Below are 14584 nucleotides of genomic sequence, written 5' to 3'. Positions count from 1 at the left end.
AGGGGTCCATGGCCTCCCGGCTGGTACTGCCCCTCGCCCTGATCTACGGATGAGCGGCCGGGAAGGACTGAGCGCGTGACGATGCGCCCACGCCGCCCGGGCGTCCGCGTCGCCCCGGCGGCCGGTTCAGGTCAGCTGGTCCAGCTGAGCCGCACGCCGGCACCGTCGGGCGCGACCTGGACGCGGTGCAGGCCCGCGACGTGCGCGGCGAGCTGGTCGTCGGCGCCGGAGAGGGCGGGACCGACCCCGATGCATCGCATGCCGGCTGCCGCGGCGGCGCGCACGCCCGCGGCGGCGTCCTCGACGACGACGCACCGCTCCGGCACCGCGTCGAGCAGGCCGGCCGCGGTCAGGTACCCCTCGGGGTGCGGTTTGCCGTGAACGATGTCGTCGGCGGCCACCAGGACGGCCGGTTCCGGCAGCCCGGCCGCGGCGAGCCGGGCCCGGGCGACGGCGCGGGTGCCGGAGGTGACCACGGCCCACCTGCCGGGCGGGAGCGCCGCCAGCAGACCGGCCGCTCCCCGCGCCGCCGTCAGCCCGTCGATGTCGCGCTCCTCGCGCTCGACGATGCGGCGGGCCTCCGCCGCGGCATCCAGGTGCGGGGCGATGAGGCGCACGACGTCGATGTCGCGCCGGCCGTGGGAGAGGGCGACGGCGCGGTCGCCGTCCAGCTCGTGCTCGGCCGCCCAGGCGCGCAGGATGCGTTCGATCAGACCCAGGGAGTCGACCAGGACCCCGTCCAGATCGAACAGGATCTTGTGGCAGGTCATGGTGTGCTGGCGCATCGCGGTGCGTCTCTCCTACGGGGCGGTGACCACCCCACTCTGCAATGACAAGATTGTGGAAATCAATCACAAGATTTTAGTATTCGGCCATGGCAACGGAGGACTCGGTCGCCGAGGTGGCGCGCACGCTGGCCGCCAACCTGCGAGCCGCCCGTGCGGCGCGACGGTGGCGGCTGGAGGACCTCGCGGAGCACAGCGGGGTCAGCCGAGGCATGATCCACCAGATCGAGAACCAGCGCACCAATCCCAGCGTCGCCACCCTCGCCCGCCTGTGCACCGCCCTCGACGTGCCGGTGAGCGAGCTGATCGAGTTGCCGGGGCAGCTGGGTTCCGTGCACCGGCGCTGCGACGCCGCGGTCACGCACCACGGGGTCGACGGCCGGAGCGAGGCCGCCCTCCTGATCAGCGACGGCCGCCACGAGCTCTGGGAGCACGAGCTGCTGCCGGGCGACGAGATCCACGACGCCGGGCACCCGGCCGGAACCAGGGAGCTGATCCACGCCATCGGCGGCACTCTCGTCGTCGACGTCGGGTCCGCCTCGTTCACCGTCGCGGCCCGCGACGCGCTGGACATCCGCGCCGACCGGCCGCACACCTACCGCAACGCCGCGCGACACCCGGCCCGCTACACCGTGACGGTCGTCTACACCGGCGCCCGCGACGACCGCTTCCCTCTCCTCGCCTAGAGCGAGTGGGCGACGAGCTCCAGCACGATGACCAGGGCGCCGACGAGGAACTCGGCGAGCAGCACGATGACCCGCTGCCAGGTGGGCAGGTCGACCCGGCGGACCGCGAAGTAGCCGATCGCCGCCAGCGCGGCGACGAGCGCGATGCTCGATGCGCGCAGCGCCCGCTCGATGGTCCACACGTCGGCGATCGCGAGGACGATGAAGACGAACGGCAGCGCGAGTGCGCCCAGTGCGCCGAAGCTCACCCGCAGCATGTGCCGCATCTCTCCGCCGACCGGCAGGGCCGCGTGGACGCTGATGTGTGAGACCACGCCAGCGACCCACACCGCGAGCACCGTTCCCGTCACGACGACGGCGAGCGACACGGCCGCCTCGCCGGCCGACACTGCGTGCGCACGCAACGCCAGGACCACGGCGAGTGCGGTGAACGTGATGTAGATGCGTTCCTTCAACACCGCGGCGCGTTCCTCGGCGGGCAGCTCCCCGTCCGCGACGACCGGACGCTTCTCGTCCATCGCGCCAGCGTAGCCGAGCTGTAGACCCTGTTGACAGATATCAGATATCTGTATAGCTTCCAGGTCTCGATCCTGCACTGACGCAGTAGAGGGGAGCCCGCGTGACCTACTCGACCAAGCTCAAGGCAGCTCTCGCACTCATCCTGGTCGGCGGCGCGACCGCCGCCGCGCCGGCCGGCGCACAGCAGGAACCGGCCGCCCCAGCCACCCCGGCCTGCACCTCGACGCCCTTCGTCTCGGGCACCGACGGCTACCACACCTTCCGCATCCCGGCGACAATCGTGAGCCCGTCGGGCGAGGTCCTCGCCTTCGCCGAGGGGCGCGTCGACAGCGCCAGCGACACCGGTGACATCGACATCGTGCTGCGCCGCTCCGACGACGGCGGCTGCACCTGGTCCGACCTGGAGGTCGTGGCCGACCTGGGCGCCGACACGATCGGCAACCCGACGCCGGTGGTCGACCCGGAGTCCGGCGACATCGTCCTGCTGTCCACGTTCAACCTCGGCACGTCCACCGAGGACCGGATCAAGCGCGGGCTGGACCCCGCTCGCACCGCGCACGTGCAGCGCAGCTCCGACGGCGGCCGGACCTGGTCCGAGCCCGAGGACATCGCGGCGACGACCCGGCTGCCGTCATGGCGCTGGTACGCGACCGGCCCCGGCCACGCCATCGCCCTCACCAGCGGTCCGGACGCGGGGCGCCTGGTCGCCGGCGCGAACCACAGCCTCGCACCGGCCGATGGCTCGACCGACATCGGCACCGAGGCCCAGTACCTCGGCGGACACAGCTTGATCAGCGACGACGGCGGCCTGACCTGGCGGATCGGGTTCGTGGCCGACGACCCGACCGGTCGCGCCAACGCCAACGAGACGACGCTGGCGCAGCTACCGGACGGACGGGTCTACCTGAACAGCCGCAAAGGCAGGAACAGTGCCGCCGTCGGCAACCGGCTCGACACCTACTCCCCCGACGGCGCGGAGAGCCTGGACCGGCCCTACGTCTCGCAGGGCACCCTGTGGCAGATGCCGGCCTGCGCCGGAAGCGTCCTGCAGACCAACGGCACCGGGTCGGACCAGGCCCTGTTCTTCACCGGGCCGTCCAACCCCGGCGCCAGGTCGGCGCTGTCCATCCGCCGCAGCGACGACGGCGGCCTGACGTTCGAGCCCGTCCTCACGCTCTCCGGGCTCCCAGCCGCGTACTCCGACCTGGTGCAGCTGGACCGGGACACCATCGGCGTCATGTACGAGACCGGCAACTTCATTCCCTCCGAGACCATCACGTTCCGGCGGGTCCCACTGCGCGACCTGCGTTCGTGACGATCGTCGGCGCCTGAAACGAGGACACTCGTGATGACAGATAGCAGATATCTTCGAGCTCACCGCGGCGGCAGCGCGGCTGTCGCGCTCGCGGCCATGGTGGCGCTGGCGTCGTGCGGCGGCGCGGAAAGCAGCCAGGAGTCGGCCGAGACCATCACCCTGTGGCAGTACTACGGCGACCCGTCCTCACCCACCGGCGGTCCGCTGTACGACTTCATCGACCGGTACGAGCAGGAGAACGACGGGGTGGAGGTCGAGGTCCGGTTCATCCCCGCGGCCGACTTCGACCGCACCCTCCTCCAGGCCGCCGCGGGCGGCGACCTGCCCGACATCGCCCTGATCAACGCCTTCGACACCGCGGCGATGGCGGAGGCCGGCGTGCTCCAGGACCTCAGCGACCGGGTCACCGAGTGGGGTGAGGCCGACGCCTACCTCGACACCGGCTGGGCGACGACGCAGGTCGACGGCAAGACCTACGGGATTCCGCACGTCGCCGACGCGTACGCCATCTACTACAACACCGCCATGTTCGCCGAGGCGGGCCTGCAGCCTCCGCAGACGTGGGACGACATGGAGACCGTGGCGGCCCAGCTCTCCGACGGGAGCCGCGCCGGGCTGGCGGTGAGCGGCATCGAGGGGGTCGAGGGATCGACCGGGCTGGTCATCCGCATGCTCGCGGCCGGCGGCGAGGTGGACCAGCCCGACAGTGACGCCGGCCGGGAGGCATTGGAGCAGTTCACGACGCTGACCGCGTCGGGCGCGCTCTCCGAGGGCTTCCTGACCTGGACCGAGGACGACGTCAAGAACCAGTTCGCGCAGAGCCAGGCGGCCATGATGATCAACTCGGCCACGTACGTGAGCATCCTGCGGGAGGAGAGCCCCGATCTCCAGTGGGACGTCGCGCTGCTGCCCGCGGACGAGGAGCGGCTGACCTACCTGTCGGCGGAGAACCTCACGATCACGACCGGCAGCGACGACCCCGACCAGGCGTGGGACCTGATCGAGTTCATGCAGCAGCCCGACCAGCTCGCGGAGTACCTCCCGGCACGCAACAAGCTGCCCGCACGCGACGACGTGCCGGACACGACGGACGACCCGGCACGAGCGGTCTTCGCCGACCAGCTCGCCAAGGCCTGGGCGCCCCAGGACACCCTGGCCACGAAGTCCGGTGAGGTGTTCACGTTCCTTCAGCAAGCACTGCAGGCGGCGGTCAGCGGGGCCGCGACGGTCGACGCCGCGGCGTCCCAGGCCCAGAGCGACGTGGACGAGGCCCTCGCGCAATGACGACGGTGACCTCCGCGCGGCCGGCGCGGCCCGTGCATCGGGCCTCGTCGCGCCCGCGCGGGCGGCGCCGAGGGCTGCACAACTACCTGTTCCTGGCACCGGCGGTCGTCTTCGTAGCGGGCACGGTCCTGTACCCGCTGGGCTTCAACCTCGTGCAGGGTTTCCAGAGCGTCGGGCTCGCGGAGATCGTCAACGGCGGCGCCCGCTTCGTCGGGCTGGACAACTACCGCGACCAGTTCACCCGGGGCGAGTTCTGGCACTCGTTCGGCATCTCGCTCCTCTACACCGCCGTCGCCGTCGCGCTCAGCGTCGGCGGCGGACTCGGGCTCGCCCTGCTGTTCAACCTGCCGCTGCGCGGCCGCGACCAGCTGCGCGCGCTCATGCTGCTGGCCTGGCTCCTGCCCACCGTCGTGAGCGCCAACGTCTGGCGCTGGCTCCTGGACGGCTCCCACGGGCTGGTCAACGCCGCACTCTCCGCGGTCGGGCTGATCGACGGCGACGTCTTCTGGCTCGCGCGACCCGACGCCGCACTGGTCGCGGTGACCGTCGCGACGGCCTGGACGCTCGCGCCCTTCGCCATGATCCTGCTGCTGGCCGGCCTCCAGGGCATTCCCGGCACGCTTTACGAAGCCGCCCGCATCGACGGAGCGCGGCCGGTCCAGCAGCTGCGCTGGATCACCCTGCCCCTGCTGCGCCCGGTCACCCTGGCGACCCTGCTGCTCTGCTTCATCTACACGTTCAAGACCTTCGACACGGTGTTCCTGATGACCGGCGGCGGGCCGGGCGGCGCGACGCAGACGCTCCCGATCTACGCCTACGAACAGGCGTTCACGTTCTTCGACTTCGACGTGGCCGCCGTCGCCACCACGGTCCTGCTGGCCGTGCCGGTCATGCTCTCGCTGGCGTACTTCCGGTCCCTGCGTGGGGAGGACCGCCGGTGACCCGCACCCTGGGCCTGCGGTGGAGCGTCGCGGCGACCGCGGTCACGCTGATCTACCTGATCCCGGTCTACTGGATGCTCGCCACGTCGCTGAAGCCGCTGGACCAGATCTTCGCCTCCCCGCCCCGCCTCGTTCCGATCCCCGCGACGGTGGCGTCCTACACGGAGGTCGTGTTCGCCGACCCCGACGTCGTCCGCGGCCTGCTGAACAGCGCGATCATCGCCGTCGGCACGACGGTGCTGACCCTGCTGGTCGCCGTGCCCGCGGCCTTCGCGCTGGCGCGGCTGCGCATCCGGTTCGTCGCGCCCGTCCTCATGCTCTTCCTCGTCGTCCAGATGATCCCGTCGATCAACCTCGCCCTGCCGATGTTCGTGATCTTCAACCGCGCCGGGCTCGTGGACAGCTTCGCCGGGCTGATCATCGCCAACGGGGCGCTGGCCGTGCCGCTCGCCGTCGTCATCCTCCGTCCGTACTTCCTGACGGTGCCGGGCGAGGTGCTCGACGCGGCACGGGTCGACGGCTGCACGACGTTCGGCGCGTTCCTGCGCATCGCCACGCCCATGAGCGTCCCCGGCCTCGTGACCGTGGCCGTCATCACGTTCCTGCAGGCGTGGGGCGAGTTCGTGTTCGGGCTCGCGCTCGCGACCGACGAGGCGATGCAGCCGATCAGTGTCGTCCTCGCGGGCCTCAACAACGCGTTCGGCACCCGCTGGAACGACGTCATGGCCGTGTCGGTTGTCGTCGCGCTGCCGGTGGTCCTCGCGTTCGTCTTCCTCCAGCGCTTCATCGTCGCGGGTCTCACCGAGGGAGCGACCAAGAGTTGACGGGCATTCCGACACCGCAGAGAAGGGCAGGCGCCGTGCATCACGAGGCCGAGTTCTGGGCCGCGACGTTCACCCCGTTCACCGAAGCCGGGCGGCTGGACCTCGGGACGGTACCCGCCTACGCGAAGCACCTCGCCGCCCGCGGTGTGCACGGTGCCTTCGTCGCGGGCACCACGGGAGAGTTCCCCGCGATGTCGACACGCGAGCGCGAGGACCTGCTCGCCGCGTGGGCCGCGCACCGTCCACCCGGGTTCGGCCTGGCGGTGCAGGTCGGCCACACCGACCTGCGGGAGGCCCAGCGGCTGGCCGCCCACGCCGCCGGCCACGGCGTCGACCTGATCGCGTCGGTGGCGCCCTACTACGGCCAGGCCGACCTCGACCGGACGGTGGCATGGCTGGGCGAGGTCTCCGCTGCCGCGCCGCGAACGCCGTTCTGCCTGTACCACATCCCGTCCAGGACGGGGTCGACGCTGAACCCGGCCGAGCTGGTGCGAGCGGCGGCCGAACGCATCCCCACGCTGGCCGCGGTGAAGTTCACCGACCCCGACCTGTTCGGGTTCACCACCACGCGGGAGGTGTCCGAGCGGGTCCGGGTCTACTACGGCTGCGACGAGCTGCTGCCGGCCGCCCTGGGCTTCGGCGCCGACGGGTTCATCGGCAGTCTGTACAACTTCCTCGCTCCGATAGCCCACGCGGTGGTGGCGGCGACGGCGGCGGGTGACCCGGCCGGGGCCGACCGGCTCCACCGGCCCTTCCGCGAGGTCGTCGTGACCGCGCGCGCCCACGGCGGCCTCGCGGTCATCAAGGAGTTGGCGAACGCGCTGGGCCCCGACACCGGTCCCTGCCGGCCACCCGCCGGCGCGCTCGGTCCGTCCGGGCGGGACGCTGTGGATATGTTGGCATCGCGGCTGCGAGAAGCGCTCGACGGCATCGCCAGCGGGACGGACGAGAGATGAGCAGAGTACCGATCTTCCAGGAAGCGCAAGCGCGGTTGCGCGAGTTCATTCGCGACCGCGGCCTCGGGCCCGGGGACCGCCTGCCTCCGGAGGCGGTCCTGGCGGCGGAGCTCGGCGTCAGCCGCGTCTCAATGCGCGAAGCCACCAGGAGCCTGCAGACCATGGGCGTCATCGAGGCACAGCCGGGCGTCGGGCTGTTCGTGGCACCGTTCTCGTTCCGGCCGCTGCTGGAGCAACTGCCCTACGGCCTGGCACCTCAGGTGACCGCGTTCTCCGACATCCTGACCGCCCGGGAGGCGATGGAGGTCGGTCTGATGTCCGCGGTCGCACGGGCGAGCAGCGCCGCCGACCTGGCCAGGTGCGCCGCGCTCGCCCGCACCATGACCGACCAGGAGCGGGCCGGGAAGTCGATCGCCGAGACGGACCGGCAGTTCCACCTGACCCTGTACAAGAGCCTGGACAACCCCCTCGTCGACAGCTTGATCGAGGTGTTCTGGGAGCTGTTCGTGCGGCTCATCGACACCCTCGCCCGCCCTGACGACGACGGTCGCGGGCTGCGGCACCTGCGCATCGTAGAGGCGCTGCAGTCCGGTGACGCGGCGCTCAGCATGCTGCGGATGCAGGAGCACTTCGACGACGTGCGCGCCCGTGCCACCACGCTGCCGTCCGCCCCGTAGCGCGCGGTTCTAGCGGGGCGGCACGCCGGGACCGGGTACGTAGCGGACGAAGTCGTCGCCGAGGGTCGCGCAGTGCGCGGCCAGCCGGCGCCGGTGGTCGTCCAGGACGCCCTGGTGGGCGCCGCTGGTGGCCAGGTTGACCATCTCACCGGGGTCGGCGTTCAGGTCGAACAGCTGCTCACGGTGCCGGCCCCAGGAGTAGCACTGGTACTTGTGCCGCTCGGTGCGGACCATGCGAGCCTGCAGCCGCGCCAGGACCGGCGGCGGCATCAGCCCGGGGAACGTCCACTCGGTCTCCGCAACCACCTGGTCCCGCCACGACGGCGGCTGACCGGAACCGGACTCGACCAGCGGCCGGACGCTCGTACCGGCGGCGTCGGGATCGGGCTCGATGCCGGCGTAGTCGCACAGTGTCGGTAGCAGGTCCAGCCCGACGGAGACGAGCTCGTCGCGGACTCGGCCGCCCGCCATGCCGGACGGGGGCACGACGACGAACGGCACGCGGGACGCCTCCTCGTACAGGTTCTTCTTCTGGTTCCACCGGTGCGCGCCCTGCATGTCGCCGTGGTCGGAGGTGAACACGATGACCGTCCGCTCCCGCAGCCCGGACGCGTCCAGACCGGCGACCAGCGCGGCGATCTCGCCGTCGACCCGCTCACAGAGCCGGAAGTACGCGTGGCGGTAGCGCCGCCACCCCTCCTCGTCCCACTCCTGGGTCGGATGCACCGTCCACGCGAAGCGCTGGACCAGCCGCAGCGCCTCCGGCTCCTCCGTGCCCGGGGCGAAGTTCGCCGGCAGGACCGGCAACTCCCGCCAGTCGGCCTCGTCGACGTCGCCGCTGGGAGGCGTCTGTCCCCGGGCCCACTCGCAGATCCCGTGCGGCTCGTTGAACGACGCCACCAGGAGGAACGGGGTGTCCCGGCGGTCGCCGTCGGCCAGGAACGGGCGGCACGCCGCCACCAGGCCGTCGTCGCCGCCGGCGTGGAGCTGCCGGAACCCGCTGCCCGCCGGCGCGAGCCCGGGCACGTGCCACTTCCCGGCGTAGGCGCAGTCGTACCCGGCGCCGGCGAACAGCCGTCCCAGCGTGCGCGCGGGCAGCGGCCCAGCCGGTTCCCGGACGTTGTCGTCGACCCCGATCTCCGACGGCATGCGGCCGGTCATCATGGACGCCCGCGACGGTGCGCACAGCGGGTTCGTGCAGTATGCGCGGCCGAAGCGCACTCCCCCGGCGGCCAGCGCGTCCATCGCCGGCGTGTGCAGATCCGGGTTCGGCGCGCAGCTCATCGCGGTCGCCGACTGCTGGTCTGTCATGATCAGCAGGATGTTCGGCCGGTCGTCGGTCACGAGGCTCCGCGGCGGAACGTCGCCCGGTGCGTGCCGCCCCGGCTGCCACCCACGTCCACCCGGAACCGGATCGCCGGTCGCAGCGCGTCGACGGTGATGGTGTCGTCGCCACGCCACGAGTGGTAGCCGGCGCGGCCCAGCTGGACCGTCAGCGTGTCGAGCAGGTGGGTCGGATCGCAGACCGCTACCGAGAGGACTCCGTCGCGTTCCTCGATCATGATCGAGCACGGTCCGTCGACGGTGATCCCACGCAATGAGCCCGCCTGCCAGAAGTTCGTGGCCGTGATGCCCAGGCGCGGCACCCGCACCGACTGCGCCATCGCGGAGTTCTCCACGACCTCCGTGCCCGGGTCCGCCGCGAGCTCGGCTGTGTGCTCGGCCGACGCACCGGGCAGCAACACGTACGCGTACGACTCGGCCTCCGGGTGGGGGCCGTGATCCAGCCACAGGGTGACGTACCGGCGGGTGATCGGGTCCGGCGAGCCGAGGCCGTTGATGTCACTCCACCTGCCGGTGCGGTCCTCCCGCAGGGCGTGGAGCCTGGCACCGCCAGGGAGCAGGTAGCCGCCCACGCCGTCCAGATGCGCCCAGCGCGCGTCGTCGAACGTCGCGGTCCAGCCCGTCGTCGCCGGCTGCGTCTCACCGTCGACGACGAGCGCGTTGTCGCCGTCGGCGTGCAGGTTGCGGTTCTCCACGACGGTCTCGACGGTGTTCTCCGGCTCGGCGAGGGTGAGGTACAGGAAGGGGTCGTAGGCGTAGCTGCTGTACTCCCGGCTGGCCACCCACACGCTGAGCCCCGGACCGTCGGGCGGGTCCTGCAGCAGCGCGAGACTCACCCGCTCGTCGCCGGCGGCGAGCTGCTCGAGGACGTGCGCGGTGACGTCGAACGTGCGCCAGCCGCGCAGGTCGTCGACGCGCGCCGTGGCGAGCAGCTGGCCCGTCGCCGGACGCGTGTTCCAGGTGAGGGTGCTCTCGTCCCACGCCTCGGTGACGCCGTGCGCGTCCAGGACGGTCTCGCTCCCGCCGGAGTCCTGCACCTGCGCGTAGACGTTCAGGCTGGCCGAGATCACCCGGGAGGGCAGGGCGGAGAGGTCGAAGGCGAGGTAGGCCTCCCGGGTGGAGTTCGCACTCCCCTGCTTCACCAGCATCCGGTTGTCCGAGCCGAAGTTCTGGTCGGCCAGGTTGCCCGAGTTCACGTGCGCATCGGCGATCGCGGGGGCATGGTGACCGCCGCCGCCGCTGATGCCGGCGCCGAGCGCGACCACCCGGTCGTCGAGGCAGAACCAGGACTTCTTCGCCCGCAGCGTCGACTCCATCGCGCCGAGGTCCATGCCGACAGCGGCCAGCTCGCCGCCGAGGACCGCGCCGCCGGCCCACCTGCCGTCCGGCCGCGACCGCACGCCTACCATCTCGCCCAGCCGGCGGGTGTCGACGGTGATTCCGGGCAGCCGGTAGGGGTCCACGGTGGGCCAGAAGCCGTCCATGAACTGGCCGTTGTCCGCGTCGTACAGGTAGGTCATGCCCTGGCCGGTGTGCCAGCCCTTGACGTTCTCGCGATCACCGGACACCTCGTACCAGCTGACCCGGGCGCTGGACATGGAGATCGCGTAGGCCCAGCCCGGCCGGCGGTGTACCGCACGGGCCATGCTCGCGAACAGCTTGTGCGCGACCGGCTCGGGCGCGGGCGCGACGGACGTGTCCGCCCGCAGCTCCTTGAACAGCGCCAGCCGCTGGATCGAGGCGCCGGCCAGCGGGTCGTCGTACGTGTCGCGCTCCATCCAACCCTTGACCATGGACCGCCAGCGAGCCGCCGTGCCGGCGTCGGCGGCCTGAGCCAGTCTGAGCACGACCTCCGACACCTCGTGCCCGCCGCCGTGGTCGCCGGCCTCACGAGCGATCGACCGGCCCCTGATGAAGTCCATCAGGACGTTGTCGTAGACCACGGGGGCCAGCATGATGTCGACGGTCGCGAAGGCGAAGTCCCGCTCGGCACCGCCGAGCTCCCAGGGCGTGCCCCCGTAGAGGACGAACTGCGCGGCGAAGCGGTTGACGAACGACAGGCCGTAGCTGCCGGTGTACGGGACGCCGGAGTGGTACAGGTAGGAGCCGTCCGGGTACATCCCGTCGCCGCTCTGGACGTAGGCGAACACGTCGTCGAGCCCGGCGCGTGCCAGGGCGATGCGCTCCTCGTCGCGGCCGACGATGCCGCGGATCGCCACCGCCTCGCACAGCCACATCCGGTTGGAGCCGGTGGAGAGGTGCCGGCGCTCGTCGATGTACTGGTAGTGCGGGTCGGGGACGAAGTGGTCCACGGCCGCGACGTAGCGCTGCAGTGCCTCGGCCGGCACGTGGTCGTAAAGCAGCGCGCACGCGTTCATCAGAGCGTTCGGCCCGCTGATCTCCCACGAGTACCAGTTGCCGAACTCCTCGCGACCGGCGTGGTAGACCAGCCGGTTCGTGGTGTCCATGCCCGCCAGGACGTCCGCGACCAGGTCGGGCGAGTCCTGGTGCCGAGATCCGGGCGTGCGCACGGCGAGCGCCATCCGCTGGAGCCGGATCAGCGTGTTCGACACCCGGGCCGAGGCGTCGAGCGTGTCCTCCTCGACGAAGGGCAGGTCGGTGAAGACGCCCGGCCGGTCGGTCGACCGGTCGAGCAGGCCGAGGTTGGTGTCCACCTCGGCGTCGAGGCTGCCGACGACGGCGGCGAAGTCCGGGTCGGCGGGGTCGTACGCGCCGCCGGTGAGCAGGTCGAGCCAGGTGGCGCGCATGGCGTCGTAGATGCCGCCGGTGACGTCCTGGGCCGCGAGTGACCGCACGATGCCGTGTGCGGTAGCGGCGGGGAGGAGCAAGCCGGCGGCGACGGCTCCGGTTCCGGTGATGAGGCGCCGGCGCGAGATGGGAGTCACCACTCGACCTCGACGTGGTGGGAGCGGCCATCGGCGGCCGAGCTGTCGATGACGATCGTCAGCTCGTTCCCGTCGACGCTCACATCGGCCGTCGGGTCGGCGTACACCGTCCTCGGCCGGCGTCCCGGCGGAAAGGCGACGACGGCCCGCTGCTCGTCGCTGAGCTGGCTGGCATCGGCGACGGCGATCTCCATCCGGCGGTCGCGCCGGCGCATCAACGAGACACAGCTCTCCTGGCCACCCGAGATCGACATCGGGCCGGCGTCGATCGCCGCGGCGTCGTGGAAGTTGGCGCTGACGAATCCGCTCCCGCTCGCCGTCACCGCTTGGACCGCGTCGTCGTTGCGCAGGATCTTTACTCCCGGGTCCCGCTCGCGTGCCGTCACCTCGTCCGGCGTGGCCAGTGGCACCAGGAGATACGCGAACGAGGCTCCGTCGGGCCGGGCCCCGTGGTCCAGCCACGCCGTGTGGAACGCGTTGGTGTGCACCACGCTGCTGTAGCCCTCCGCGAGGTCGGCGAACGCGCCCGAGCGCGTCTCCCGCAGGAACTCCACGGTGCGCGGCTGGTCGAGCATGACGAAGCCGGCCGTTCCGGGCAGCGTCATGGTCCGGACGCCGGTGACACTGGCCCGCCAGCCGTCGAGCTCGGACTCCCGGACCGCCGCGCCGTTGACGTACCAGCGACGCATCTCGTCGGACTTGACGGCCCGGTTCTCGAGGATCGTCTCGACGGAGCTGTCGGCGCCGCCGCCGCGGATGCCGGCGCCGAGGCAGACGATGCTGTCGCCGAGGACGAACCACGACAACCTGGCGACCAGGTCGGACTCGTAGCTCCGGAGCTGCTGCACCCATCCCGCGTACGCGGGATGCTGGTAGAAGCCGTCAGGGGCACGCTCGCCGCCCACCTGGGAGCCGCCGACGAAGGCGAAGCCGCCGCGCCCGCCGCTGCTCGGCCCGAGCCGCCGCGAATCCACCGTCGTCCCCGGCATGCGGTACGGATCGACCGTGGGGAACCAGTTCAGATACTGGGCCTGATCCGATTCCAGGTACAGATACCGGGCGCCGGACCCTTGGTGCCAAGCCTTGATGTTCTCATCGGACTGGGTCTCGAATCCCTTGGTCCGGGTGCTCGCCGTGGCGAGGCTGAAGCACCAGCCGTCGCCTCTGGCGAGAATCCGGTCCATCTCCGGGAACAGCCGGGGGCCGTGCTCCTCGGCGAGTGCCGGCACGTCGGAGGCCATCAGCTTCTGCGCCAGCAGTGCCTCCGACAGCGGCCGGAGCGCGAAGTAGTTGACCGCGGTCGCCTTCTCGAGCCACCCCTTCACGTAGCCCTGCCACTCACGGGCGTACTCCTCCGGCGCTCCTTCGGCGAGCGTCAGGATGCTGCCCATCAGCCAGACCGACGTGGTGTTGTCCCTGCCGACGGCGCGCCCGCACACGGGCGGCATGGTCAGGGCCTCGCTGGTCCACGGCACGAACGTGCGCACGATGCTCTGGCGGAACGGGTTGACCTGCGCGGGGTCCAAGTCCCACTGTGTGCCGCCCAGCATGGCGAGGATGTAGCTGGACGACGTCACCAGCGCGCGGCCGTAGGTGCCGGTGTAGGGCACGTTGGTGTGCGCGATCAGGGATCCGTCGGCGTAGATCCCGTCACCGGACGTGGTCAGGGCGATCGCGTCGGCGACACCGCCGCTGGCCAGCTGGACGCGCTCGGCGTCGTCGGTCATGGCGGCTGCGACCAGGACGTTCTGGCACAGGTCCAGGCGGTTCGACCCGGTGGAAAGCTTGTGCCGGTCGTCGTACGGCGGGTAGTTGTACTTCGGGTCCGGCACGAAATGGGCCACCGCGGCCGCGAGGTCGGCTCGCAGCTGGTCGGGCACCATGACCGCGAGCAGGCTGGCCGCCTCGAGGATGCCGCGGGGCGCCCCGATCTCGAAGTGGTACCAGCTGTTGAACTCCAGCGTGTCGACGTTGTACTGCAGGTCGTGCAGGGTCTGCAGGGCGTCGACGATGACCCTGCCCAGCTCCGGGTCGTGCTGGTGCACCGAGCCCGCGGCCGCCCACGACTTGGCCATCGACGCGAGGCTCAGCGCGGTGGTCTGGATCGGGCGTGAGTCTGTGATGTCGACGAGCGGCTGGTCGGCGAAGACCCGGTCCCGGCCGGCCCCCTGCACCACGGCGGCCCAGAGGGCGTCCGTCGTCTCGGTCATCGATTGGAGCGTCCTGGCGATGTCCGGATGGCTGGTGTCGGCATCGGCCGGCCCGACCAGCAGCTCGACGTACCTGGTGCGGATCAGTTCGAACTCGTCGGCGGCTCGCGCGGTGCGTGGGGAGAAGATGCTGAACC

The 14584-nt window shown here is 71.4% G+C and carries 12 protein-coding genes; 7 read left to right on the top strand and 5 right to left on the bottom strand.

Annotated features, from left to right (window positions below; genetic code table 11):
- Nucleotides 1–131: 131 nt before the first annotated feature.
- The gene (locus tag E1269_RS23850) at nucleotides 132–785 is read right to left on the bottom strand and encodes an HAD-IA family hydrolase (protein ID WP_203434015.1); all 654 of its coding nucleotides are present in this window, start codon (nucleotides 783–785) and stop codon (nucleotides 132–134) included.
- An 89-nt stretch (nucleotides 786–874) separates the two neighbouring features.
- Between E1269_RS23850 and E1269_RS23845 the strand changes: the two genes are divergently transcribed.
- Entirely contained in the window at nucleotides 875–1471 is a 597-nt protein-coding gene (locus E1269_RS23845; protein WP_131899266.1) for a helix-turn-helix domain-containing protein, read from the top strand.
- Here E1269_RS23845 and E1269_RS23840 read toward each other — a convergent pair.
- Entirely contained in the window at nucleotides 1468–1989 is a 522-nt protein-coding gene (locus tag E1269_RS23840) for a hypothetical protein (protein ID WP_131899264.1), read from the bottom strand. The genes E1269_RS23845 and E1269_RS23840 overlap by 4 nt on opposite strands.
- 101 nt (nucleotides 1990–2090) lie before the next feature.
- Here E1269_RS23840 and E1269_RS23835 point away from each other — a divergent pair, with 101 nt between their 5' ends.
- From E1269_RS23835 to E1269_RS23810, 6 genes are read left to right on the top strand one after another with little or no spacing between them, the layout of a single operon-like run.
- Entirely contained in the window at nucleotides 2091–3305 is a 1215-nt protein-coding gene (locus E1269_RS23835) for a sialidase family protein (protein ID WP_131899262.1), read from the top strand.
- 33 nt (nucleotides 3306–3338) lie between these two features.
- Nucleotides 3339–4589 (top strand): ABC transporter substrate-binding protein, encoded by a 1251-nt coding sequence (locus E1269_RS23830; RefSeq protein ID WP_131899260.1) that lies wholly within the window; start codon nucleotides 3339–3341, stop codon nucleotides 4587–4589.
- Nucleotides 4586–5530: a carbohydrate ABC transporter permease gene (locus E1269_RS23825; protein WP_131899258.1), complete on the top strand. Its 945-nt coding sequence runs from the start codon at nucleotides 4586–4588 to the stop codon at nucleotides 5528–5530. Before E1269_RS23830 ends, E1269_RS23825 begins: the two co-directional genes overlap by 4 nt.
- Nucleotides 5527–6354, top strand: a complete 828-nt coding sequence (locus tag E1269_RS23820) for a carbohydrate ABC transporter permease (RefSeq protein ID WP_203434014.1) — start codon at nucleotides 5527–5529, stop codon at nucleotides 6352–6354. The genes E1269_RS23825 and E1269_RS23820 overlap by 4 nt, the downstream gene beginning before the upstream one ends.
- 35 nt (nucleotides 6355–6389) lie before the next feature.
- Nucleotides 6390–7310 (top strand): dihydrodipicolinate synthase family protein, encoded by a 921-nt coding sequence (locus tag E1269_RS23815; protein WP_162606601.1) that lies wholly within the window; start codon nucleotides 6390–6392, stop codon nucleotides 7308–7310.
- A complete protein-coding gene (locus E1269_RS23810) occupies nucleotides 7307–7987 on the top strand; it encodes a FadR/GntR family transcriptional regulator (protein WP_131899254.1) in 681 nt (226 codons plus the stop codon). The genes E1269_RS23815 and E1269_RS23810 overlap by 4 nt, the downstream gene beginning before the upstream one ends.
- A 9-nt stretch (nucleotides 7988–7996) precedes the next feature.
- Here E1269_RS23810 and E1269_RS23805 read toward each other — a convergent pair whose 3' ends face one another.
- The 3 genes from E1269_RS23805 to E1269_RS23795 all read right to left on the bottom strand — a co-directional run.
- Nucleotides 7997–9331, bottom strand: coding sequence for a sulfatase family protein (locus E1269_RS23805; RefSeq protein WP_131899252.1), 1335 nt, complete (start codon nucleotides 9329–9331; stop codon nucleotides 7997–7999).
- On the bottom strand, nucleotides 9328–12237 hold the full coding sequence (locus E1269_RS23800) for a polysaccharide lyase family 8 super-sandwich domain-containing protein (protein WP_131899250.1): 2910 nt from the start codon (nucleotides 12235–12237) through the stop codon (nucleotides 9328–9330). The genes E1269_RS23805 and E1269_RS23800 overlap by 4 nt, the downstream gene beginning before the upstream one ends.
- Nucleotides 12234–14584 (bottom strand): polysaccharide lyase 8 family protein (locus tag E1269_RS23795; protein ID WP_131899248.1); only part of this gene is annotated, 2351 nt, incomplete at its 5' end. The genes E1269_RS23800 and E1269_RS23795, both read right to left, overlap by 4 nt.

Origin of the sequence: Jiangella asiatica (assembly GCF_004349065.1) — a bacterium.
GTDB lineage: Bacteria > Actinomycetota > Actinomycetes > Jiangellales > Jiangellaceae > Jiangella > Jiangella asiatica.
Note: the sequence above shows the minus strand (reverse complement) of the source record. Positions and strands in the feature narration are given on the sequence as shown.

Coding starts and splice junctions, on each gene's coding strand:
- E1269_RS23850 (WP_203434015.1), bottom strand. CDS start 785: ATGCGCCAGCACACCATGACCTGCCACAAGATCCTGTTCGATCTGGAC.
- E1269_RS23830 (WP_131899260.1), top strand. CDS start 3,339: ATGACAGATAGCAGATATCTTCGAGCTCACCGCGGCGGCAGCGCGGCT.
- E1269_RS23840 (WP_131899264.1), bottom strand. CDS start 1,989: ATGGACGAGAAGCGTCCGGTCGTCGCGGACGGGGAGCTGCCCGCCGAG.
- E1269_RS23825 (WP_131899258.1), top strand. CDS start 4,586: ATGACGACGGTGACCTCCGCGCGGCCGGCGCGGCCCGTGCATCGGGCC.
- E1269_RS23810 (WP_131899254.1), top strand. CDS start 7,307: ATGAGCAGAGTACCGATCTTCCAGGAAGCGCAAGCGCGGTTGCGCGAG.
- E1269_RS23845 (WP_131899266.1), top strand. CDS start 875: ATGGCAACGGAGGACTCGGTCGCCGAGGTGGCGCGCACGCTGGCCGCC.